A 24,457-nucleotide genomic window follows, 5' to 3' on the forward strand; every position below is an offset into this window, starting at 1 on the left:
CAACGTGATTTTACCAAATACCTATGGATTAAACTGCGAATCGACGATTTCGAGCTGCATAATTTCCCCGTGTTTGTTTACTTTTTCTTGCTTTTGTTTCCAAAATTGACCAAAAAGGGAACAAACGCGGGTAAAAGGGAACAAACGCGGGCAAAATCAACAACAAAAAACCGCGGAAGACGAGTCGGTGAAGACTGGTCAACCGCGGTTTTGGGTGATTCGCGCGTAAATCGCAAGTAGGTTTGCTGGCGATTCGCGCATTACGATTTAATCAGCGCTACTTCTTGCGAATCGTGTACATTTGCGTGTTGAGCAATGCAGAATACTTCTTAATAACGCGAGGGCGAATAATCTTCATAGAAGCCGTCATTAAGCCGTTTTCTTGAGTAAACTCTTCTGGCAAAATAATGAACTTTCGCACAGATTCCGCGCGAGATACGCCCTCATTTGCAAGATCCACAAACTTCTGAACTTCCGCACGCACAACCGCGTTATTTGCGGCATCTTCCATGCTCATAGTCTCGTCCAAGCCCTTGGATTTAAGCCAATTGCGCAAAATCTCCTCGTCTAAAGTAACAAGAGAAGATATAAATGGCCTCTTATCTCCAAGAACAAGAGCTTGAGATACAAGCTCGCAACGCTTAATCACTTCTTCAATAGGGCCAGGAGCCACATTCTTGCCGCCAGCGGTAATGATCAAGTCCTTCTTGCGACCAGTAATGTAAAGCATGCCGTCATCGTCAATTCTGCCCAAATCGCCAGTAGCATACCATCCGTCTTCTGTAAACGAAGTTTCGGTCGCCTCTTCGTTCTTGTGATATCTCTTAAACACGCAAGTGCCCTTAATTTGAACTTCGCCATCTTTAGCAATTCGCAAAGTGAAAGCTGGGAAAGCAATGCCAATGGAGCCTTCGTGGAATGGAACGCCAATAGGTGTGAACGCGCATGGGGCAGTGGTTTCCGTAAGACCGTAGCCCTCGTAAACTGGCACGCCTGCGCCGCGGAAGAACGCTAGCAGCTCTGGGTCAAGCGGCGCACCGCCAGCAACAATCCAGCGCGCGCGCCCACCAAGCGCTTGGCGAATCGGGCGGTAAACCAGTGGATCGTAAGCAGCGCGGCGAGCCTTTGTTAGCGCCTTAGCGTCTCCAGAATCCTGTACTTCCTTCATGTATTGCTGAGCTGTAACAACAGCACCCTGGAAAGCAAGTCCCTTAGCGCCGTGACCTGCCTTTTGCGAAGCCGCGTTATACACTTTTTCGAGCACACGCGGAACAACAATCATAACGGTTGGCTTTGCAACTTGAAGATCGGATATAAGCGTTGTAATGCCTTGCGCAATGTAGATTCTAAGCGTGCTAGCAACAACAATATAGTTGATTGCGCGCGCAAACGAATGTGCTTGAGGCAAGAACAACAGCACAGATCCATCAGGCTCGCTAAGCAAGTCTGGCAAATAAATCGGCAAGTTTAATGCCGTTGTGCAATAATGCTCATGCGTCATTTCCACGCCTTTTGGCGCAGCCGTAGAGCCAGAAGTGTACACGATTGAGCACAAGTCGGTTTTTTTAACCGAGTCAATGCGCTCGTCTAGCTCTTCGTCGCTAACAGCGTATCCAAAAGCCTGAAGTTCCGCCAATCCGCCAGTTTCTATGCAAATAATGCGCTCAAGGCTTGGGCATTCTTCGATTGCGCCGTCCGCCTTTTCCTTCATATCTGTTGTTCCAACAATCAAAAAGCGCGAATCGGAGTTGTTTACAATGTTGCGAATTTGTTCGGCAGAATCAGTGTCGTAAATCGTAGCAAGCACGCCTCCGCATGCCATAACTGCAGCGTCCGCAATATCCCACTCGTACGAGGTTTTGCACATTAACGCAACAGCATCGCCCTTGCGCAAACCGTAGTGCATTAAGCCTTTTGCGGCATCTCGCACTTCTTTAAGGAACTGATTTGCTGTTTTTGTAACCCATTCATCGTTTTCTTTGTACGTGTAAAGCGGATCGTCTCCCATTCGAGCGGCCCTATCTGCATACAAGTCGTAGATGCTTGTGCCTTCATCTAGCGGAGCGCTTCCCTCGGTTTTTGTAGTCAACAAGCCAGTTTGTGGGTCTAAGAAAGTGGTGGTTGGCATTTCTGCACCCCACTCTTCTACGCGAGGCAGACGCGATTTTTGCGCAAGTAGCGTGTTTGCTGCTTCTTGTTTTTCTTCGACTTGCGAGTAGTCTTGGCTTCCCGAGCGATCGTCGCTAACTGGGTGTGCAAAGTTGCTGCCGATTTGCAAAGCCTTGCGAGCAAGGTTGAAAGCTTGCTGCTGGAGTGTGTTTAGCACGGACACGTCTGCTCCTTAATTGCGCTAATCTTGAGTCATAAATTTGTGTTGCAACATGTAATTTGTGTTGAAACTAGTGTCACAAAATCAGCTTGTTTTTAATCGCACAATTTAATGCGCGCTTACTTCTTTTATATATGATAATAGCTTGTGTAGCTCAAGTCACTTTTTGCCTTGATATTGCCTTGATTTTGTGTTGATATTTTTTGGGATAAGCGCATGTCTAAGTGTTTTTGTAGACTGGATAAGTTGCTTTGGCGAGGGAATAACACTGCGATTGTTGTGTAAGTTCCGTTATCGACTGGGCTGATGCCAATATGGTTTTCGGCGCGTCGGTGCGCCTGAAGCTGGATTAATCAATCTATCCAGATAATTAAGGAGACCGATATGGCTACAAAGATTACACTTGAAGGCAATGTGCGCAATGAGTTCGGTAAGGGCGTTGCTCGCCGTTTGCGTGTTGCCAATTTGATTCCAGCAAGCATTTACGCTGGCGGTGCTGAACCTGTACACGTTACTCTTCCAATGAGGGAGACCACTCTTTCGCTTCGTCACGCAAACGCCTTGTTTACCATTAAGTTTGGTAAGGAATCGCGAATTGCAGTTGTTAAGGATGTTCAGCGCAACCCTGTTAAGCGCATTGTTGAGCACATTGACTTCTACGAAGTTAAGGCTGGCGAGAAGATTGACGTTGAGGTGCCAGTGTTTGTTGAAGGCACTCCAAAGGGTGCTGCTGTTGCATTCGTAGACGTTCAGGAGCTTAAGGTTCGCGCAGACGTTGCCAACTTGCCAGAGCGCTTGGTGGTTAATGTTGACGGCTTAACCGATGGCACCAAGGTGTTTGCTAAAGACGTTAAGCTTCCTGAGGGCGTTGTGCTCGACATGGATGGCGAAGAGTCTGTTGTTAGCGTCACCGTTCCAGAAGATGCTGCTACAGAAGAGCCAGCTGCTGCTGATGCTGCTGCTCCTGCTGCTGCAGAAGCTCCTGCTGCCGAGTAAGGTTTTGCTTAGAATTTTTGCTTAGAATTTTTTAAGATTTGCTTGGCATTTTTAAGATTTTCTAGGATTTTCTAGGATTTTCTAAGATTTTACAAGCCGCGCATAGTCAAGATTTTCTTGGCTTGCGCGGTTTTTGTATCTCACACGATTCCGCATTTTGTACCATATTTGGCCTAAAACACGTACAAAAAGCGGAAAAGCAGGTCGTGTCGTTCGCGCGGTCTAAGCGCGCGAACGTCTTCGCCGCGCAGAAGCAGTGCTTCTGCCTTAAGCGGCTCAGCGAATCGAAGTGCATTCGCGCGCTACGCTATTCCTCACGGCTATTAGTAGCCGCTCGGCTGATTTGGCATGTAAAGTCCACTGGACTTTACATTTGAGCCAAATCACGCTTTGAAGGAGCTTGAAATGCGTTATGCAATTTCAAGCTCAGTCAAAGCGCTCATGCAAGTCGATTCGAGCAAAAACCCTTGAAACAAAAATACTTATGGGGGGGGGGGTATCCGTGCTATCTGATAAAATGCAAAGGTTAAGTATTACGAGTTGGGAGTTTCCGTGGATAAAGCAAAAGACGTTGCTAGCAAGGTTAATTCGAGCAGTAAGCAAGTTAAGCATAAAAGCGCTAAAAATAAAGGCGCTAGTAGCTTAAAGAATGTTTCTTCGAAGAATGCGAATAATGCTTCTGGTCGCATCGGCGTTGCTGCTGTAGCTTTAGCATCTACGCTGTCTATGTTGCTGCCTGGTGCAACGGCTTTAGCTAAGACTCCTCTTAACGCTGATTCTTTTGATTCGTCTTATGTAAAGAGTGCTGCTAAGACTTCTGGCAAGGGTGCTGGCAAGGGCAATGGCGACCCAAACGGCTTATATAACAATGGTTTGCTTAACACGGGCGCTACTTCTGAGCTTGCTAGGCGCCAGATGGTTGGTTCTGCTAAAGAATATTTAGTTAAGCATGCTGATTCTAATGCTGATTCTAATGCTAGCGCGGCAGGCGTTGATAATCAGGAAGCGGCTGCTGGCGATTCTTCTGTAAGCGTTAATGGTTCTGGCGAACATTTGTCTGAGGCTGGTAATGAGGCTAGCAATGAGGCTGGTAGTGGAGATAGTAGTGGCGCTGTTACTGAAAGCAATACCAGCAATGATGTTAATGTGGAATCAAGCAACAAGCGAATCAAGACTACAACTGAGGTTCAAGCTGCGACTAAAGGTGCGCAAAATAATCAAAAGGTAGCAAAGCCAGATAGTAAAGCGGCTAAGAAAGAGCAATCAGCAGAAGCCAAGCCAGAAGAGCCAGCTGCTGATAAAGAACAGCATGCAGAAGCAAAGCCAGATGAGGCTCCTGCAGCAAAGACTGATCCAGCAGATGCAAAGCCAACAAATACAGAGCATACTGCAAAGACTGATCCAGCAACAAATAAGACGGAGGCAGATCAGAAGCCAGATCAGAAGCCAGATCAGTCTGCGAACACAGAAACCGCGCAGCCCGAAACGGCGCAGCCTGGAAATAATACAAGCACGCCAAAAGTGCGTTCTCGTAGGAGTGTTGATGAAAGCACCAACGGTGATAACAAGGGGAGTAGTGTAGCTCCTAAAGATGAAGGTTCTATCGCTGACGCTGGTAATACAGAGAACACAAGCGCAAAAGAGCCAGGTGCAGAAGGCAATGCAAAGAGTTCAGTAGCAGATAGAAGCGGCGAAGAAGCGAATGGCTCCAATAATGATTCGAATGCAAACAGCCAGGTAATTAAGCCGAATGAGAAGAATCTAACAGCTGGCGACCAAAACGCTGCCAACGAACAGGTACAAACCGACAAAAAGCCAAAAGCTACGTATAATTTGCAAATTCGCTATACGATTGGCGGCGCTGCAAATAAGCAGCTTGTGCAGCCGTACGAGCTTACGATTGATCAAGAAGACTTCGATAAGCTCGGCAAAGATGACAAGTACGAGTACATTGAGCTTCCAAAGGCTGCTGGATACCGTCCATCCGTATACCATTCCGGGGATTACCAGTACTACATTAAAAACGGCGAAGGCAATTATGTTATTGACAATGGCACGGATGCGGATGCTACTCGCTACTTGCGTTTAAGCAAGAAGCTGATTACTGATTACGCTGTAAAGCAAAGGCAGGTTGTTGGAGGAGGTAACGGCGCTCAAGCTCCGCAAAATCCGCAGAATCCATCGTCTGCGCAGACGCAATCAGAAGACAATGGCATCCAGCACTACGGCGAGCTGAACATCAACTACGCTCCTAAAACAGCTAAGTACTATGTGCGTCACTTGGTGCAGGATCTCAATAATAAGGATGAGTTCCACGATGCTCCGAATTTGGGCATAGGTAAAGTAATTACTGTAAAGCATAAGGATGGCACTACTGAGAATATTCACGTTACTGAGATTACGGGCACAGTTGGCTCGGATGTAACAGCTGTTTCAACGTACATTCCAGGCTACGAGCCAGAGCACAATTTGATTAGCTCGCCGCTTTCGGATTCGGAAGATGAAAAAGATAAGCTTGTTTTGAACCTTCGCTACTACCGTAAAGCGTATGAAGTTACTTACGATTCTAACGGCGGCACGGATGTTACTGCTCAAAAAGTGTATTATCAGCAGACAGTGCCAGGTGTCACAGAGCCAACTAGGCGAGGTTACACTTTTAAAGGATGGTCTTTAGTAGATCCTAATACAGTAAATGATCCAAGTTCTGGGTTATATAGTGATCCTACTGTTATATCTGACAAAGATTTTAAGATGCCGGATCACAATGTGCAATTCCGCGCAGTTTGGGAAGAGAATAAAACCACCAACTATCGCGTGAACGTGTGGGTACAAAAAGCGGATTTGGTAGATAAAGAGCATCCAAAGTCGCTTGTAAACTACGACTTTGTTGGTCTTGTTGAGCGCAAGAACGTTAAGACTGGCAGCAGCGTTGATCTTAAAAGCATGAACGATGCTGGCGTTGCTAATGATCCTAATAAATTAAGCGGCACTAATAAAGATAATCCTATTTTGGACTCTGAGCTTGGCTTAACTAAAGAAGAGTTGCAAGGTAAAAATTCTGATCACAAAGACGGCTTAATTGCAAAGTTCAATTGGATGAACGATACGCCTGTAACAAGCTTAGATGGGTATGATACTGAGAATCCTGATGATCCAAAAAATTATACTGTAGATTCTAATGGCAAAAGAGTTTACAAGGACATATTCACGCGCTATTTCTATGTGAATAAAAAGCTTACGGGTGACTCGAATAATAGCAAAAAAACTCTTAAAGCTAACGACTTAGATAATAATTTTGACTTAGTCTACGATCGCAAAGAGTACGAGCTTATTTTTGCTTCTCCTAAGAACAGTAATAATGGTATGGGCGGCAATAATGTTGTTATAAATAAAAAGAACAGCAAAGGTGAGATAATTAGTTATTGCTACGCTGGCGGCGGTGATTGCTCAGATAAATTAGACAATGAGTCTACTTACACGTATGGTAATAGTTTTAATAAAGTAACTAACAAAGTTGATCATAATGGTTACCGTGTAAAGGTTCGTTACGGTCAGAGTCTTACTGATTTTTGGCCTAATTCAGATGAAGTAGACTTTATGGATGATGGTAACACTTCTTCATTAGGTTTTTTGATTGGTGGAAATGTTAGTGGAGGTACTTATGGTACATATCGTGATACTCCTCCATTTCGTTTAACGAAAGAAGAATTTGTTGATCCAAAATTCCATTGGATGTATGGTAAGGGTACGGCTTCGCAGATTAGTGACAACCCTGCAGATAAAAATGCGCCAAAGTATACTGTAAGAGATGATCAGCGCCTACTTATTCTTGATTCCCATGATAATTCTGAAAAACTTCAAGCTAATCCTATACAGGTAATCATTAAAAAACAGAGCATTGCATCTGCAAAAAATGGCGATACTGGCAAAAATATTAAGTATGAGATTTCTACAGATTCCTATAGTAAGGATGATACTAACAGTAGTTCTTATGTGTTTCCTCCGTCTTCTATTGCAGGTTTTGAGTCAAAAATAACTGGTCTTAAACCTGACAACAGTAATCGTGAAGATGGTGTTAAGATTGGGGACGCTCTCGATGCTGATGACTTCTATACAAAAGTACATGAGCTTTATGAAGAAGTAACAGGTGAAGATGCTCCAGACGATGCTCCAGAAGAAGGAAATGATGGCGATTTTCCTGCCCCTGATTATACTTCTGGCGAAGACGATGAGGATGGAGGACTTGCTCTTAAAAAATTAAATGATGAGATTGCTAGAAGACTTAAAACTGATCCAGCATATAAGAAATATTACGAGTTTAAAAAGAAGTATCATCTTGAGTTCCGTCGCTACTTCGCTGGCATTGAAAAAAAGCTTAATTTTGGTGATGAGGTTAAGTGTAGAGAATTTGAGTCTGATAATATAGTAACTCTCGAGTACAACCGCCAGAAGTACGACGTGCAGTTTTATAATGCGGATGGCAATGCTATAAAGGACGGCAGTGGCGCTGCTACAGATAGCCTGCCGTATGAGTATAGCTTGTCTAAGCGCGGCAAAAAAGATTTGACGGGCGAAGACGAAGAGTTATACGGAAAAGATACGTCTTACGATGCTTCTGTAGTTAAAGACGATCTTGGTAATACATCTAAGCAGTTAGATGGCAAGTACACTTTCACGCTTAATGGCAAGACTTACTCCATCGTTCGCCCAGATGATTTGCCAAAAGACTACGTGTTTAAAGGTTGGGCTGTTGATCAGACTGGTAGGCATCTTATAAATGGCGAGATAAACGACAATAGTGAAGGTGCTGAAGGCGGCAGCGAATCTGGAAGCAAAGCTAAAGGCGAAGTTAAAGATTATACAATGCCAGTTAACGGCATTAAGCTTTACGCTGCGTGGGGTAAGCCAACTGATATTAAGCACACGGTAACTCTTGATTACGATATGCCGCAAATTGGCGATCAAGGAAACGTAATTACAAATAATGATGTAACAGAACAGTTTACAGTTGAGCACCGCAAGAAAGTTAATGAGCAGGATCTTAAGGTACCAACGCGTAAAGGCTACGACTTCTACGGCTGGGAGCTTGCTAAAAAGGGCGATGAAGAATTAAATGTTCACACTCCGTACGCTTTTAGTAACCAAGTAGTAGAAGATATAACGCTTAAAGCTGTGTGGATTAAAGATACGCGCTACAACGGCACTTTTAATCACATATTCTTAAAGCCTGGGTACACGATTAAGCAGTATAAGACTACTACTGATGCCGTAGCCAAGGCCGCGATGGTAGATCACGTTTCTACTCAAACGGTTTCTGGCTTGCGTGAGCATTTGCGCTACAATGCGGAAGCGGTCTACAGTGACGAAACGCACTTCCCAGATAAGCATTTCACAAGCTTTGAAGCCTCGAGCCATGAGGAACAGAATACTGGCGAGTTTATTTACCAAACGTACAATACGCGCAAGTATAAGGTTCGATATGTAACTATTGGTGAGGATGGCCAAGAAAAGGATCTTCTTCCAGAAAGCGAAGTTAGCTCTGTAAATCGAAAGTACGACGTAGCATTCTACAAGCCGATTGAAGGCTTTATGCCGGAAACTACGCAGCAGAATATTGAATACGCTACTGACAAAGATGGCAAGCAGACTAAAGAAGATACATTCACATTCGTATATAAAGACGTTCGCGTGCTTAAGCGCAAGGACGATACCCAAGCTCGCCCAACCAACTACACGCGCTACGTGTTCAAAGTGGCCGCTGGTCAGTCGAATATGGGCAGCATTGTTGGATACGATAGTAGGCCTGCTGGAGAAGGCGGTTTAGTCTACGATGTTATTGGCGGAACGAAGGCTTACCAAATGCCTTTGCCTCAAGATCCAGTTGCAAAGCAAGGCTATGAGTTTGAAAAATGGACTTCTGAGATTTATATAGATGATGGACATGGTGGGCAAACAGTTACTGGTGGTTTCGACCGTCTGCCAATTCTTTCTGAATCTCAATCTAATCCAAAGGTTGTTTACACTGCTAACTTTAAGCTTAAAGCGCCTGTTGCAATCGATACTAAGGTTTTGAAGCCAACAGATGCTTTGACTCTGGATGAGGCTTCAGCTAAGAATCTTATAAAGAATTCTAATGAGTATCCAGATGGTGCTAAGTTCAGCTTTGCGCCAAGCGAAAAGTTTGACAGCACTCCAGGTTTGCACAAGATTAAAGTGCAAGTGAAGCTTGATGGAAACACTGCTCAAACTGAAGTGCTGTACCGCGTGCTTCCAGATTTGGTGTACGAAAGCGATTGGGATAAGTTTAAAGCTACAGGCTACGGTACGAGTGCTGTAGATAATAACGAATATGTGAAAGTCACTTTTACTGGTGATTGGCAGCAAGGTAGGATTCTTGGTCATGACGGCGAGACTAGCAAGAATAACCCTGCGCTCGTTGCATACGTTTATAAAGGTAAGAAGGATATTTCTGTACGTGTGCCGCAAGCCTTTGGTAAGGAATACGAGGATGATCATTATCACTACGTGTTTAAGGGTTGGACTACTGGGACGCAAACCGATCCAGCAAAGATATCTAACTACGATATTAAGTCTGAAGATCGCTACAAAAAAGACACGTTTAGTAATGATGTAACTTACCACGCTGTTTACAAGCGAATCGACTACTTCTCCAGCTCGTCCGATAATGGAACAGTTCCGGAAGATTCTGTAATCGCAATCTTTAAGCCTGCACCAGGTCGAAAGTGGAAGGACGGCACAAGCGGTCCTAAAGTGTTCTACGTAAAGAAGGGCACTGATCTTTCGCATATTCCGTACAGTTCTAGCGACTCTACTAACGCTTTGACGAGGCTTAAAGAAAACCTAACAAATGCTACTGGTACCTGGTCTAGAAGCAGCATGATTAATGGCAAAGAAGAAGTAACGCCTATAACAAATGTTTCGGATTGGCAAGTTAATAAGCCGTTCCAAGAGTTCGTGGCAGATCAAACGCCTTGGACGCAGCCAGAAGTGCAGACTGATTACTTTGTTGCTGTGCAAGATAAGCGTGACACACTTCCGCCGTTAGACAAGTATTTGACAAATCTTGATGCTTTGAAGAAAGAGGCAGAAGCTAAAGGCAAGATAAAAGATGTAAAAGTCGAATACGATTTGCCAGAAGGTAAGCAGCCAGAAGACTTTGAGAATAAAATGCTTGCTAAGCCTTCTTTGTACACTGTACCGCTAAGGATTACAGTCAATTACAAGGATGGTGCAAAGCCTGAAACGTATAAGCGCGTTGCTCGTCTTAAGGTGATTTACCAGTTGATGTACCCAGAAAGCTTGCCGAAGCTTGCAAATGGAGAGATTGACACTAATTCTCCAGAAGCGAAGCAGGTATTGGATAGTAACAATTTTGCTAGAGTGAGCTTTATTAATGCGGACAAAGACCAGTATTCGCAAGACGGCAAAGGAAGCTTTGGCAAAAATGACCGCACGTTGTATTACGCGCGTAAAAATTCTGCTACTGGCGTAAAAGCTCCGCAACCTGTTGGCAAGGATTATGACGCTGATGGATATCATTACGTGTTCAAAGGATGGAGAAAGCTCGACCATTTTGTTGATCCTGCTGCGAATAGCACTGTGCATACGCGTGCAAGGCGTAGCTTGCCTGATTATTCAGCAATTCCTTTAACAACTTTATTTGTAAATCAGCCAACATCTGCAACTAGCGTTGATGCGCCAAATACAAATAATAATCTTCTAACAAACGAGCAGATTCGTAATGAAATACATGATGCGAATACAACGTATCAGGCAGAGTACGATAGAATACCGAATGTAATTGACGCTTCTACAACGAAGAAAACATTGGAAGGATACGTTCCTGCAGTGTTCCTTCCAGAGATTGGTCACCGCTGGAAGAATGGCGAATATAAGCCGAAGCTGCTATATATTCGTCCTTCTAAAGAAAAAACTGACAATGTTAAGTTTATGAAGAAGGTTGCTGATGATACTGGCAAAGAGCTTTATGGATTTAGCAAGTGGCGTATGTTTACAGCTCAAGGTGATAAACTTGATGCTGCTGTTGATGGTTCCTGGAACATCTCGGCTCCGCTTATGTTTGTTGCTGAGCAAACTGGTGTTTCCGACATTACTATTCCAGAAACAATCGTTAGCGCGGGCGATGCGATTCCAGATTTGGATCAGCTTGTGAATAATACTGATCCTAATGTGACTGTGAATATAAATCACATTTACGGTCAAGGCGTTAATCCTAAGGATTCTGCAGATACAAGTAATAGCAAGCGCGTATATAGCCCTGGAACTGCAACTGTTGTTGTAGATGTTACGAGGCCAACTGACGTTGAAGGACAAACTATCACAACGCAAATTCCAATTCGCGTGCGCGTTTTGCCGAACGTTATTGCAGATAAAGATTTGCCTGCAAATGATACTAAAGAATCTAAGTATATTGCGCAAAACTACACGAAGGTAACGTATGTAGCTGGTAGTGGTGGAGAAATGAAGTCACAAGTACATACATATTGGGTACGTAAAGATAGAATGTCTGAAATAAATAATTATATTCCAGACGTACTTGCAAATGCTGGCTATGTGTTCAAGGATTGGTCAAGTGTTACTAAGAATTATTCTTTGGATTTGAATACTAATAATTCTGCAACAAGTGACCAAAAAGAGTTCCTAGCTAAGCGTGCGGAGCTTGCTGGCCTAAGCTTTATTGCAAAGAAGATTAGGGCGTCTGAGCGTTCTTCGTTTGCTACGTTGAAGAATCTTCTTGATCTTGGTGGAAAAGAAAATGGCATAACTATTAGCCTTGAAGAAACTACGATTACTGCAAACTTTGAGCTTATGAAGCCTATGAGGTTTGAGTTTAGGAGTTCTGCGGTTTCGGGTATTCCTGCAACGTTTACGCTTGTAAACTTAACGGAGAATTTGAGTGGAGATAAAACTGTTAAAGTAGATAATACTAACTTTACAATAAACAATTTCATTTCGAATTCCAGTGGCGCTAATGGTCTTCTTCCTTCTTGCACAGGCACTACTTGCAAGATTTCTGGCACGCCTAAGATTGTGGATGGCAAGCCAAAGGTTGAGCTAACGTTTACAACTGTTGACCAGTATGGGCGTCGTGCGGAGATTGTTGTGTATATTGACGTAGTGGATTCAGCAAAGCCTGAGCCAACGCCAACTCCTGAGCCTGATTATTCAACGGTTCCTTCGGATTATGTTGTTCCAGCGTATGAGCCAGCACCTGTGCCAGCTCCTGTTCCTGTTGTGCCTTTGCAAGATAAGCAAAAGACGGGAGTTAAGGGAGATTTGCTGCCTCAGACTGGTGTTGACGCTTCGCAATCTGCGTTAATCGCAAGCTTGTTAGCGTCTGTTGGTTTTGCTGGCGTCGCTGCTAAGCATAGGAGAAAGCGCGAAGATGGTAAGAATAACTAAGCGAGTCGAGGGTAGTAACTAAAATAGCGAAGGTTCCGGTTCACGCTTAGCTATTGGGGCTTTGCGACCCGGGTCGCCCGAATTCCATAGGAGACATTATGAAGCAGGGTATTCATCCCGACTATCACGCAGTGCAGGTTACCTGCTCTTGCGGAGACACTTTTGTAACTCGTTCCACCGCTGATGGCGATCATATGACGGTTGACGTGTGCTCAAAGTGCCACCCATTCTATACCGGCAAGCAGAAGATTCTCGATACCGGCGGCCGCGTGGCTCGCTTCGAGAAGCGCTACGGTAAGAAGACTAAGTAGCTTTTTAATCGCCAGCCCTGCTTTCGTGTAATCAGCGGAATCGGGGCTGGCGTTTTATGTGCTAAACGTGCACGTGTTCATGTGTCTTATTTAATACTTAATACTTAACTTAATATTTAATTTAATATTTAACTTTTCGATTCAAAATCCGCGTTATGCGCGACTATAAAGGAACAAAATGGCCGAGTCAATAGATGAGCAATTCCCAGCAGCGGTTACAGCTCTAAATGAATACCGCGATATTGAAAATCGCATGGGGCAGCCAGAAGTAGCGTCTAATCCAGACGCAATCCGCAAGCTCGGTCGTAGGCATGCAGAACTCGGGTCGATTGTAAGCGCATACTTAAATTACAAGCAGCTTTGCGAAGACTACGAAGTAGCTAGCGAGATGGCAAGCGAAGACGAAGACTTAGCAAAAGAAGCAAAACATTTAGAAGAGCAGATTCCAGCAGCAAAAGAAAAGCTTCGCACAGCGCTGATTCCTAGGGATCCAGACGATGCGCGAGACATGATTATGGAAATCAAAGCAGGTACGGGCGGCGAAGAAGCGGCTCTGTTTGCTGGCGATTTATTGCGTATGTACATGCGTTACGCGGAAAAGCGCGGTTGGACTACAGTAATCCAAAGCGAAAATGCGACGGAGCTTGGCGGCGTAAAAGACGTGCAGCTTGCGATTCGCGCAAAAGGCACGCCTGCTCCAGAAGATGGCGTGTGGGCAAGCATGAAGTACGAAGGCGGCGTGCATCGCGTGCAGCGAATCCCAGTAACTGAATCGCAAGGGCGTATTCAAACTTCGGCAGCTGGCGTAATCGTGTTCCCAGAAGCAGACGAAGACGATGACGAAATCGAAATCGATCCAAAAGATCTTAAAATCGATATTTTCATGAGCTCTGGTCCTGGCGGACAGTCCGTTAACACTACGTATTCCGCGGTTCGCATGACGCATATTCCAACTGGAATTGTTGTTAGCATGCAAGATGAAAAGTCGCAGATTCAAAACCGTGCTGCGGCCTTGCGCGTGCTAAAGTCGCGCTTGCTCGCTATGAAGCACGAGCAGGAGGCAGCGGAGGCGGCAGATATGCGCCACTCGCAGGTGCGCTCGTTGGACCGTTCTGAGCGAATCCGCACATACAACTTCCCAGAAAATCGTATTGTGGATCATCGCACAAACTACAAGGCATACAATCTTGACCAGGTGCTTAATGGCGATTTGCAAGCGGTTATAGACAGCGATATTCAGGCAGATGAAGCCGATCGCTTAGCTAAAGCTAATTAAGCCAAGTAAGTTAAGTTAGCCAAGTAAGCTAAGTACTCTAAGTAAAATCACCACGTGGCTTGTAAAATGCAAGAAATTTTGCACATTTTGCGCGCATCTGCCGAAAAACTTGAAGATGCAGGTGTAGAGTCGGCGGAATACGACGCACGTTTACTGCTGGCTCACGCTTGTGGCGTAAGTTTAGCAGACTTAAACAAAGCGCTAATACTTGGCGATTTTAAGGATTTTTTGCCCGATTATGCTAGTAAATATAGCGATTTTATATCTAGACGTGCTTCGCGCGAGCCATTGCAGCACATTATTGGATGCACTACTTTTCGCTACATAGACCTAATAGTTGGGCAAGGCGTTTTTGTGCCGCGGCCAGAGACAGAAGTGGTAGTTCAAGAGGGAATAGATTGGATTCGTGCAAATAATCTAAAAAATCCTATTGTTTTAGACTTGTGTGCAGGCTCGGGAGCGATTGGATTATCGGTAGCAAGCGAAGTTGCAAACGCGCAAGTGTGGGCTGTTGAAAAATCGCCAGAAGCTTTTGAATATTTGCAAAAAAACTACCGCAAAATCGCGGAAAAATATGATATTTCAAACAGATATCACGCAATATTAGGCGATGCTACAAAAGTTAATCTGCCTGAAACAGCTGCGATTAAAGAGAAAGTAGACGTAGTAATCACAAACCCACCATACGTGCCAGAAAGCAAGCCACTAGAGCAGATTGAAGCTCGCGACTACGACCCAAAAATGGCGTTATATGGTGGATCTAAAGACGGACTACTAATACCGCAAAAAATTGTAAAAGCGAGTTTTGCGTATTTGCGTAGGGGTGGAATAATGATTATGGAACACGATATTACGCAAGGAGAAGCGCTTGCAGATTATGCAAAAAACATAGGATTTAGCAGTGCAAAAGTCAAAAACGACTTAACAAACAGAGCAAGATTTGTAGTATGCAAAAATTGTAGTATGCAAAAAAGAGGCTAAAAATGAGTAAAATTTGCACGATTAACGAAGAATCATTGCAACTTGCAGCGCAAATAATCAACGCAGGCGGAGTAATCGTAGTGCCAACAGACACAGTTTACGGAGTAGCGTGCGACCCATTTAACGAGGCGGCAGTGGCGAAAATCTACCAACTAAAACGTAGGCCGCGCACAAAAGCCTTGCAAATACTTATGAGCAGCGTAAGTGACTTAGAAAAACTTGGGCTTTACTTGCCAAGCCCACTAGACGTGCTTGCGGAAAAATTCCTGCCAGGCGGATACTCGCCAATCGCGCGCGCAAAAAAAGATTCGGTAGCTACAAGGCTTGCTACGCTTTGTAAAGCAGATGAGAGCAGTGAGCAAAGTCAAGCAACGCAACGTGAAGCAACACAAGGCGTGCGCGTGCCAGATTGCCCAGATCTAATGAAAATCTTGCGTGTTACGGGGCCATTGGCTGCATCTAGCGCAAATCGCAGCGGAAACGAGAGCGCAGACAGCGTGGAAGAAGCGTTCGAGGCTTTTGGAGACGAAATTCCACTGTACTTAAACGCTGGGCCAACGCGCTCGCATGTAGCAAGCACGGTAGTTGGCGCGGATTCAGCAGACGCGGACGGAATCGTGATTTTGCGCGAAGGCGTTATAAGTGAAGAACAGATAAGAGCAGAAAGTCGCAAGAAATGAGGGTATACCTATTTATAGCAGCAATCGCAGGAGGTGCAACGTGGCTAATAATGCCGCTTGTACGTCATCTTGCGATTCGCATAGGAGCCGTTGGAAAAGTGCGCGCTCGCGACGTGCATACAATACCTACGCCCCGTATGGGTGGAGTTGGAATGCTATTCGGCTTTGCTGTATCAATGGCATTTGCAAGCTCCATGCCTTTTATTTCGGGGCTTTTTACAGGAACACATCAGCCGTGGGTGGTTTTGGCTGGAGCGGTACTCATATGCCTTTTGGGTGTTTGCGACGACATTTGGGACTTAGATTGGATGCTAAAACTTGCAGGTCAATTGCTAATAGCTGTTTTTGTTGCGTGGGGAGGATTGCAAATCGTAGCGTTGCCGCTCGGCTCTCTAGTTACAGCGTCTCCAAGTCTTTCAATCGCAATAACCGCAATACTAATCGTGGCTTCAATTAATGCAGTCAACTTTGTAGACGGACTAGATGGACTGGCTTCTGGAATTGTGGCCATTGGCGGAATCGCATTCGCAACATACTCTTATATTCTTGCGCGCACATCTCCAAGCTACGCTTCAATGGCAACTCTTATAGACGTTGCAATGGTGGGAATGTGCTTAGGGTTTATTTTGCACAATTGGCATCCTGCAAAGCTTTTTATGGGTGATTCTGGCTCCATGCTAATCGGGTATTTAATAACTTGCGCGTCTATTATAATGACAGGCCACTTAGATCCATCTGCAGTGCACACAAGCATCTATTTGCCAGTATTTATGCCTATTTTGCTTCCGATTTTAGTGCTGTTTTTGCCAGTGTTAGACATGTGTTTAGCAATATGCAGAAGGCTTGCAAAAGGGCAGTCGCCAATGCATCCAGACCGCATGCATTTGCATCACAGAATGTTGCGTATTGGGCACTCGGTGCAAGGAGCAGTGCTTATTTTGTGGGGATGGGCGGCGCTCATATCTTTTGGCTCAATAATGATTCTGTTCTTTAAAGCAGTTTATGTGCTTGTTGGCATGATTATTGCGGCGGCGTTGCTTACAATTCTTACAATGATGCCATATTTGCGCAGGCGACTGCCAGAGTTGCGAAATTCGCAAAAAGTGGAGTAGTGCTTTAGTCGTAGATAATCGTAGATAATAGCGTTGTAGTAGTTTTATATCAAAATCGCCACTAAATATTGTGTATGAAACGCGGCTTTTGCAAACGTCATAGCAAAAACGTATAGTGACTCTATGGTTACAACTGATATGAACATGCAATCTGCGTATACTCCTGTTCCTCCAATTTTCGAAAAGCTCGGCCTCGCATATGACGATGTGCTTCTGCTTCCAAACGAAACCGATGTAATTCCATCCGAAGTGGATACGACTACTCATCTCACTCGCGAAATCACTATGAAAGTGCCTGCAATTTCTGCAGCAATGGACACAGTAACTGAGTCGGATATGGCTATTGCAATGGCTAGAAATGGCGGAATTGGCGTACTTCACCGCAATCTTTCCATTGATGATCAAGCTGCGCAAGTAGATATTGTTAAGCGCAGTGAGTCTGGCATGATTACCGACCCTCTTACTGTTCACCCAGATGCAACGCTCGCCGATTTAGATAAATTGTGCGGGCGCTTCCATATTTCGGGCTTGCCAGTAGTGGATGGCGAAAATCGTTTAGTTGGCATTATTACCAATCGCGATATGCGTTTTATTGCTTCCGAGGATTATGATCGCTTGAAAGTCAAAGACGTTATGACTCGCGAAAATCTTGTAACTGGTCCATCTAATATTTCTAAAGAAGACGCGCATCGCTTGCTTGCGGAAAACAAGGTTGAAAAGTTGCCGCTGGTTGATGCCGAAGGCAAGCTTACAGGTTTGATTACTGTTAAGGACTTTGTTAAGACTGAGCAGTACCCAGATGCCACTAAAGACGACCAGGGTAGACTTCGTGTAGCTGCTGGAATTGGTTTCCTTGGAGATGCTTGGCAACGTGCGTGCGCTCTTATGGAAGCTGGTGTAGACGTTCTTGTTGTTGATACAGCAAACGGCGAAGCTCGCTTGGCACTAGACATGATTCGCCGAATTAAGGCAGATAAGGCTTTTGACGGCGTGCAAATTATTGGCGGAAATATTGCTACTCGCCAAGGTGCGCAGGCAATGATTGACGCTGGCGTTGACGCTGTAAAGGTTGGCGTTGGACCAGGCTCTATTTGCACTACGCGCGTGGTTGCTGGCGTTGGTGTGCCTCAGCTTACCGCTGTTTATGACGCTGCTCAAGCTTGCAAGGCTGCTGGAATTCCATGCATTGCTGATGGTGGTATTCACTATTCTGGAGATATTGCTAAGGCTTTGGTTGCAGGCGCAAATACCGTTATGCTCGGCGGCACTTTGGCTGGATGTGAGGAAGCTCCAGGCGAGAAGGTTTTGCTTCACGGCAAGCAATACAAGCTTTATCGTGGCATGGGTTCGCTTGGTGCAATGGCGCCTCGCGGTAAGAAGTCTTATTCTAAGGATCGTTACTTCCAGGCAGATGTTACTAGCTCCGATAAGGTGGTTCCAGAAGGCGTGGAAGGCGAAGTTCCATACCGCGGTCCACTTAACGCTGTGCTTTACCAGTTGCTTGGCGGTTTGCATCAGTCTATGTTCTACGTTGGCGCTCACAACATTAAGGAGCTTCAGGAGCGCGGTCGCTTTATTCGCATTACGGATGCAGGCCTTAGGGAATCGCATCCTCACGATATTGTGATGACTGCAGAAGCGCCAAACTACAGCGGTTTCCACAACTAAGTCGCAAGTTGTGCGCGAGTTGCGCGTATATGTCGCGTATAAGTCGCGATTAAATCGCGTATAAATCGCAAGTAATTTTGCATTAAACGGCGAAAAGTTAGCTAAGTCTTATTTGCTGCTTTCTAACTTTTCGTCGTTTTTAATACGCGCCTCGTCTGAGGGAAGATGTAGGCTGATGGGTTCAAAAAAATATTAGGAAAGGAACGAAAATGGCAGAAGCTAAGGAAGATCTTACGTTTACGCCGGAAGAATCGCGCTTAATTTGGATTGATTGCGAGATGACTGGTCTCGATATTTTCCACGACGAATTATGCGAAGTGTCTGTAGTTCCAACTGACTTTAATTTGAAAGTTCTAGATGACGGAATTGATTTAGTGATTAAGCCAAGCGATGCTGCTGTGGCTCATATGAACGATTTTGTGCGCAATATGCACACGTCTTCCGGTCTTGTTGACGAGTGGAATAAAAACGGTTTGCCGCTAGAAGAAGCACAAAAGCAGGTTGTTGAGTACGTAAAGCGATTTTTGCCAGAGCGCGGAAAAGCGCATCTTGCTGGCAACTCCGTTGGCTCAGACAAAAAATTCCTCGACCGCTACATGCCAGATTTAATGGCAAATCTGCATTATCGTGTAATCGACGTAAGCACGTTGAAGGAGATTTCGCGCAGACTTTACCCAGACGTTTACCGCAATAAGCCAGCAAAACACGGAGGCCACCGTGCGCTCGCGGATATTATTGAGTCGATTGACGAGTTGCGCTACTACCGCGATATGATGTTCGTTCCAGCTCCAGGGCCAAGCGAAGCACAGGCAAAAGCGGGAGCGCAACACATTGAGAGCACGAGCTTGCTTCGCGACTACGAGCGCAGAGGCGAAGCTCTAGAAGACGTAAATTCCGCAGAAAAGCGCGATTATTAAACAAAGCGTGACTATTAAACGCATTAAACGTAAATGCGCAAATAGCGCAAATAGCGCAAATAAAAGGTGCTGCCAATGAAGCAATCGGAAGCGTTAGAAATAATAAACGCGGGCGCAAGCGTGTTCTTAACGGGCGCTCCTGGATCTGGAAAAACGTATGTTTTAAGCCGTGCTGTGCGCTCAATGCGCGAGAACGGTTTAAGCGTTGCAGTAACAGCTTCAACGGGCATTGCAGCAACGCATTTGAACGGCCAAACCATTCACTCGTGGAGTGGAACAGGCGTTGCAAACGCGCTTACCGATTCGCTTCTTAAAACCATTAGAGCTCGGCGAGGAAAGCGCATAAAAGCCACAGACGTGCTTGTGTTGGACGAAGTTTCCATGATTCACGCTTGGCTTTTCGACATGGTTGACGAAGTGTGCCGCAAGGTGCGCAAAAATGATTTGCCTTTTGGCGGACTGCAAGTGGTGGTTTCTGGCGATTTCTTCCAGCTGCCGCCAGTTAGCACGTCTACGCGAAATCGCGACGTATTCGAGCCTAGCCCCGAGTTTATTACATCGCGCGAAAAGTATGCTGCTGCTGGCAAAAATCCCGAAGGCTATATTACGGAATCGTTTGCGTGGGATTCTCTAAAACCTGTTGTGTGCTATTTAACAGAGCAACACAGGCAAGATGATGGCAAGCTTCTTAGCGTTTTAACGGATATTCGAAGTGGCATAGTGAGCGATGAAGATAAGCAAGTTCTTGCTAGTCGACTTGGCGAATATCCTCAAGATAGCGAAGTTTCGGTTCATCTTTTTCCAACAAACGCGCAAGCGGACGGCTTAAATAATGTGCAACTTTCTGCGATTGATGCGGAGCCTCACGAATTCGTGGCAACGGAAGCTGGCCCTAAAAATCTTGTAGAGCGCTTAAAAAAGAACATGCTTGCGCCTGAGCGTCTTGTATTAAAGGCTGGTGCGGCTGTAATGGCTTTGCGAAATGACCAAGATAAGCAATATGTGAACGGTTCTGTTGGACGCGTATTGCGATTTGCGCCTGAATCCAAAGGTGGCTGGCCGATTGTTGAGTTTGAAAACGGCAATATTGTTACTCTTAAGCCTGCTGCTTGGGAGATGACGGATGGCGAAACGGTTCTTGCTAGCGTAAATCAAGTGCCACTTAGATGCGCGTGGGGAATTACGATTCATAAGTCGCAAGGTATGACGCTTGATAGTGCTGTTATGGATTTGCGCCGTACTTTTGCGCCTGGAATGGGATATGTTGCGCTTTCGCGCGTGGAAAATTTGAGCGGTCTTTATTTAGAGGGCATTAATGACCGCGCGTTTAGCGTTTGCGCGGATGCTGTGATTCTTGATGGCTCTTTGCGTGAGGCTTCTAAACGCGCTAGTGAGTTGCTTGCTAGCGGTGGTGCTAATTCTTTCGTAAAAAACACGTTAGAAAACGAATTCGCTAGTCAGCAGGAACTTGATATTTTTGCAAGTACTAGCAACGATGAGTTTGGATTCAATGACGAGTTTTAGCATTTTGCGCCACGACATGCCTTTTAGCTTAGAGCGTTTTGTGGCTAATCTGCGCGAACGACATAATCTATATTCCGCTTTTTGTACGTGTTTTGGGTCAAATTTGGTACAAAGTGCGCGGGCGCGACGACCTGCCTTTTCGCTTAGAGCGTAGCGCGAAAAGGTAATTCGGAGCGCTGAGCCACTCAAGGCAGAAGCACTGCTTCTGCGTGGCGAAGACATTCGCACGGCTAATCCGTGCGAACGATACTTCCGCTTTTTCTAGCTCTAATCGTCGTTTTTAGCTACAAAGTCGGTAAAGTGTTTTTATTTTTGTTGATGCGCGTAAACAAGTGTTTATGTCCTCGTGCGCAAATAGATTGGAACGCATGGGTTCTAATGTACTTCGTATGTCTAAGCTGTTTCTTCGTACGCTGCGCGAAGATCCAGCAGACGCGGACGTTAATTCCGCAAAACTTATGCAGCGCGCAGGCTACATTCGTAAATCTGCTCCAGGCGTGTGGACGTGGTTGCCGCTTGGTCTAAAGGTACTCAATAAAGTTCAAGCGATTATTCGCGAAGAAATCAACGGTATTGGCGCTCAAGAAGTTCACTTCCCAGCGCTTCTTCCACGCGAGCCATACGAGGCTACTAATCGTTGGGAAGAGTACGGCGACAACATTTTCCGCCTTAAAGATCGCCATGAGGCCGACTATCTTCTTGCTCCAACGCACGAAGAAGTCTTTACTCTTCTTGTAAAAGATATGTATTCTTCGTACAAGGATTTGCCACTAACCTTGTACCAGATTCAAACGAAGTATCGCGACGAATTCCGTCCGCGCGCAGGTCTTATTCGCGGACGCGAATTTATTATGCAAGACGCTTACTCGTTCTCGATTGACGAAGATGGTTTGAAGTCTGCTTATGTTGAAGAGCGCGCTGCCTACGCTCGAATTTTTGACCGTTTAGGCATTAAATATGTGATTGTTCATGCTGTTTCTGGCCCTATGGGTGGATCGGATTCCGAGGAATTCCTGGCTCCAATGGCAATTGGCGAAGATACTTTTGCGCTTGCTCCTTCTGGAAAAGCTTGGAACGTTGAGGCTTTGACCACACCAGAAATGCATGAGGTTGACTGCTCGGCAACTCCTAAAATGGAAGCTCTTGATACTCCAGATGCTAAGACGATTGAAGCTTTGGTTAAAGTTTCTAACGATTTGCATCCGCGCAAAGACGGCCGCGAATGGCAAGCAAGCGACACTTTGAAGAACTTGATTATTGCTGTTAAGCACCCTGCAGATGCTGTCGGCGGCGAGCACGAGGAGCCATGGCGCGAAATCGTAGCTATTGGTGTTCCAGGAGATCGCCAGGTAGATATGAAGCGTCTTGAAGCTCAATTTGCTCCTGCAGAAATCGAAGAAGCAACCGAGGATGACTTAAAGTCTCATCCTGAGTTTGTTAAGGGCTATATTGGCGCTGGCGTGTTAGGTCCTCAAGCTCGCAAAGATGGTAGCAAAATTGCTTGCCCTGTTCGCTACTTGATGGATGCTCACGTTGCAAAGGGAAGCGCCTGGATTACAGGAGCAGACGAAGACGGCAAGCATGTTTACAACGCTGTTTACGGCCGCGATTTTGAGGCTGATGGCGTTGTTGAGGCAGCACAGGTTCGCGATGGCGATATGAGCCCAGATGGTTCTGGCCCATTGAGCTTTGAGCGTGGTGTGGAGATTGGTCAGGTGTTCCAGCTTGGCTTAAAGTATTCTAAGGCTTTGGGCTTAAGCGTTCTTAACGAAAACGGCAAAGCTGTGCCAGTTTGGATGGGATGCTACGGTATTGGCGTTAGCCGCGTTATTGCGTGCCTTGCAGAAACACATCACGATGATGCTGGCCTTGCATGGCCTATGGCGATTGCCCCAGCTCAAGTTCACGTTGTTGCTACTGGCAAAGATCAAGTTGCTTTCGACGCTGCCGAGAAAGTTGTTGAAGAGCTTAGCAAGCAGGGAATCGAAGTAATCTTCGACGATCGTCCAAAGGTTTCTCCAGGCGTAAAGTTTAAGGATGCGGAGCTTGTTGGCGTGCCGCTGATTGCTGTAGCTGGCCGAGATACTGTGAACAATGGTACGATTGAAATCCGCAATCGCAATGGCTCAAATGTTGAAGCAGTTCCAGTTGATGAGGCTGCTAGCCGCATTGTAGAGCGCGTTCGCGAGCAATTGTAATCGCAATAATTTGTAACAACTAATCAGCGATTAAACAATTGAACGATTAAAACAATATTGCCGTTGATATAATGCTTTGCATGTTTTGCATGTGTGCGCATTATTTTCAGCGGCAATATTGCTATGAATAACAGTAGTAAAATTTTAAACAACACTATGTTTGAGTCTAATGTTTAATATTATTAGACTTTTCTAAAAATCATTGGCGCCTCCTTCAATATCGTTGTATTCTTCTTCATCTAAGTGGCCTCCAAAATCATTTATCTCTTCATTTTCTTGAGAATCTTCTTGAGAATTATCTTGAATAGAAGAATTTGATTTAGAAGACATTGGATTTTTCATTGCAAAGTTTTGATTTTGACTATCTCCATTTTCGCTATAGTCTTTGTTTTTAGACTCTACGTTTGCAATGCTTCTGTTTCTAGCATACGAAGTCTTAGTAAATTCACTGATTCCGCGATTTAGGTCGTGTCCGATTGATGTTGCTTCTAGAACCACTCGCGATCGGTCTTCTCCATCTTTGTGCCAAGATTCCGTATTTAAATTTCCGCAAACTACGATTGCATCTCCCTTATGCACGCTTTTTAACACGTTTGATGCTAGCGACTTGTACGCTTTTACAGTCATCCATGTTGTTGGGCGCTCCTTCCAAGCTTTTTCTTCGTTATGGTAGTAAGAAGAAGTGCTTCCGATTCTTAGCGAGCATGCGGGCGCGTTTTCGTTGCGACTAAAGTTTACAGGGTCGCTTCCAACGTATCCGCTGATTGTTAATGTTGCTTGTTGCTGTGCCATATTTTTCAACCTTTCAAGAGTTTGGACTGCGACTAATTTAAGTCTCGAAGTTCATCGCGCAAAACCGTGTTGATTATCGTGGCTTTTGGCAAATTCGCCGCAGTAGAATCAACTATGAATTATGGAAAATAGTTGCGCAATATATTTTTATAAATGTGGTTAAAGCCTATGTTTTATTCACATTGATTAAAAAGTCTTGACAAAATATGCAAAAGCGAGTATCGGATTA

The 24,457-nt window shown here is 45.1% G+C and carries 13 protein-coding genes; 11 read left to right on the forward strand and 2 right to left on the reverse strand.

Annotated features, from left to right (window positions below; all coding sequences use genetic code 11):
• Positions 1 to 277: 277 nt before the first annotated feature.
• Positions 278 to 2,332: an AMP-dependent synthetase/ligase gene (locus tag ACPEIW_RS02880; protein WP_425664278.1), complete on the reverse strand. Its 2,055-nt coding sequence runs from the start codon at positions 2,330 to 2,332 to the stop codon at positions 278 to 280.
• 381 nt (positions 2,333 to 2,713) lie between these two features.
• Here ACPEIW_RS02880 and ACPEIW_RS02885 point away from each other — a divergent pair, with 381 nt between their 5' ends.
• The 11 genes from ACPEIW_RS02885 to ACPEIW_RS02935 all read left to right on the forward strand — a co-directional run bounded on the left by ACPEIW_RS02885 (position 2,714) and on the right by ACPEIW_RS02935 (position 23,436).
• Entirely contained in the window at positions 2,714 to 3,325 is a 612-nt protein-coding gene (locus ACPEIW_RS02885; RefSeq protein WP_425664280.1) for a 50S ribosomal protein L25/general stress protein Ctc, read from the forward strand.
• A 552-nt stretch (positions 3,326 to 3,877) separates the two neighbouring features.
• Positions 3,878 to 12,769 (forward strand): InlB B-repeat-containing protein, encoded by an 8,892-nt coding sequence (locus ACPEIW_RS02890; protein WP_425664282.1) that lies wholly within the window; start codon positions 3,878 to 3,880, stop codon positions 12,767 to 12,769.
• Between the two features lie 98 nt (positions 12,770 to 12,867).
• Positions 12,868 to 13,080, forward strand: a complete 213-nt coding sequence (gene rpmE, locus ACPEIW_RS02895; protein WP_004113085.1) for a 50S ribosomal protein L31 — start codon at positions 12,868 to 12,870, stop codon at positions 13,078 to 13,080.
• Between the two features lie 178 nt (positions 13,081 to 13,258).
• Positions 13,259 to 14,356 (forward strand): peptide chain release factor 1, encoded by a 1,098-nt coding sequence (prfA, locus tag ACPEIW_RS02900; RefSeq protein ID WP_004132881.1) that lies wholly within the window; start codon positions 13,259 to 13,261, stop codon positions 14,354 to 14,356.
• A gap of 66 nt (positions 14,357 to 14,422) precedes the next feature.
• Complete coding sequence (gene prmC / locus ACPEIW_RS02905) at positions 14,423 to 15,337, forward strand: peptide chain release factor N(5)-glutamine methyltransferase (RefSeq protein WP_425664285.1); 915 nt, start codon at positions 14,423 to 14,425, stop codon at positions 15,335 to 15,337.
• Between the two features lie 2 nt (positions 15,338 to 15,339).
• The gene (locus tag ACPEIW_RS02910) at positions 15,340 to 16,017 is read left to right on the forward strand and encodes an L-threonylcarbamoyladenylate synthase (protein WP_425664287.1); all 678 of its coding nucleotides are present in this window, start codon (positions 15,340 to 15,342) and stop codon (positions 16,015 to 16,017) included.
• Complete coding sequence (locus ACPEIW_RS02915; RefSeq protein ID WP_425664289.1) at positions 16,014 to 17,129, forward strand: MraY family glycosyltransferase; 1,116 nt, start codon at positions 16,014 to 16,016, stop codon at positions 17,127 to 17,129. The genes ACPEIW_RS02910 and ACPEIW_RS02915 overlap by 4 nt, the downstream gene beginning before the upstream one ends.
• A 123-nt stretch (positions 17,130 to 17,252) precedes the next feature.
• Entirely contained in the window at positions 17,253 to 18,797 is a 1,545-nt protein-coding gene (gene guaB, locus ACPEIW_RS02920; protein WP_425664291.1) for an IMP dehydrogenase, read from the forward strand.
• Positions 18,798 to 19,006: 209 nt separating this feature from the next.
• On the forward strand, positions 19,007 to 19,714 hold the full coding sequence (gene orn, locus ACPEIW_RS02925; protein ID WP_004126163.1) for an oligoribonuclease: 708 nt from the start codon (positions 19,007 to 19,009) through the stop codon (positions 19,712 to 19,714).
• 75 nt (positions 19,715 to 19,789) lie between these two features.
• The gene (locus ACPEIW_RS02930; RefSeq protein ID WP_425664293.1) at positions 19,790 to 21,238 is read left to right on the forward strand and encodes a PIF1 family DEAD/DEAH box helicase; all 1,449 of its coding nucleotides are present in this window, start codon (positions 19,790 to 19,792) and stop codon (positions 21,236 to 21,238) included.
• Positions 21,239 to 21,606: 368 nt separating this feature from the next.
• Complete coding sequence (locus ACPEIW_RS02935; protein ID WP_425664295.1) at positions 21,607 to 23,436, forward strand: proline--tRNA ligase; 1,830 nt, start codon at positions 21,607 to 21,609, stop codon at positions 23,434 to 23,436.
• Between the two features lie 192 nt (positions 23,437 to 23,628).
• Here ACPEIW_RS02935 and ACPEIW_RS02940 read toward each other — a convergent pair whose 3' ends face one another.
• On the reverse strand, positions 23,629 to 24,228 hold the full coding sequence (locus ACPEIW_RS02940; protein WP_425664297.1) for a single-stranded DNA-binding protein: 600 nt from the start codon (positions 24,226 to 24,228) through the stop codon (positions 23,629 to 23,631).
• Positions 24,229 to 24,457 lie beyond the last annotated feature (229 nt).

The sequence above is a fragment of the Gardnerella piotii genome (genome assembly GCF_049815665.1).
In the GTDB taxonomy this organism is placed as follows: Bacteria; Actinomycetota; Actinomycetes; order Actinomycetales; family Bifidobacteriaceae; genus Bifidobacterium; species Bifidobacterium piotii.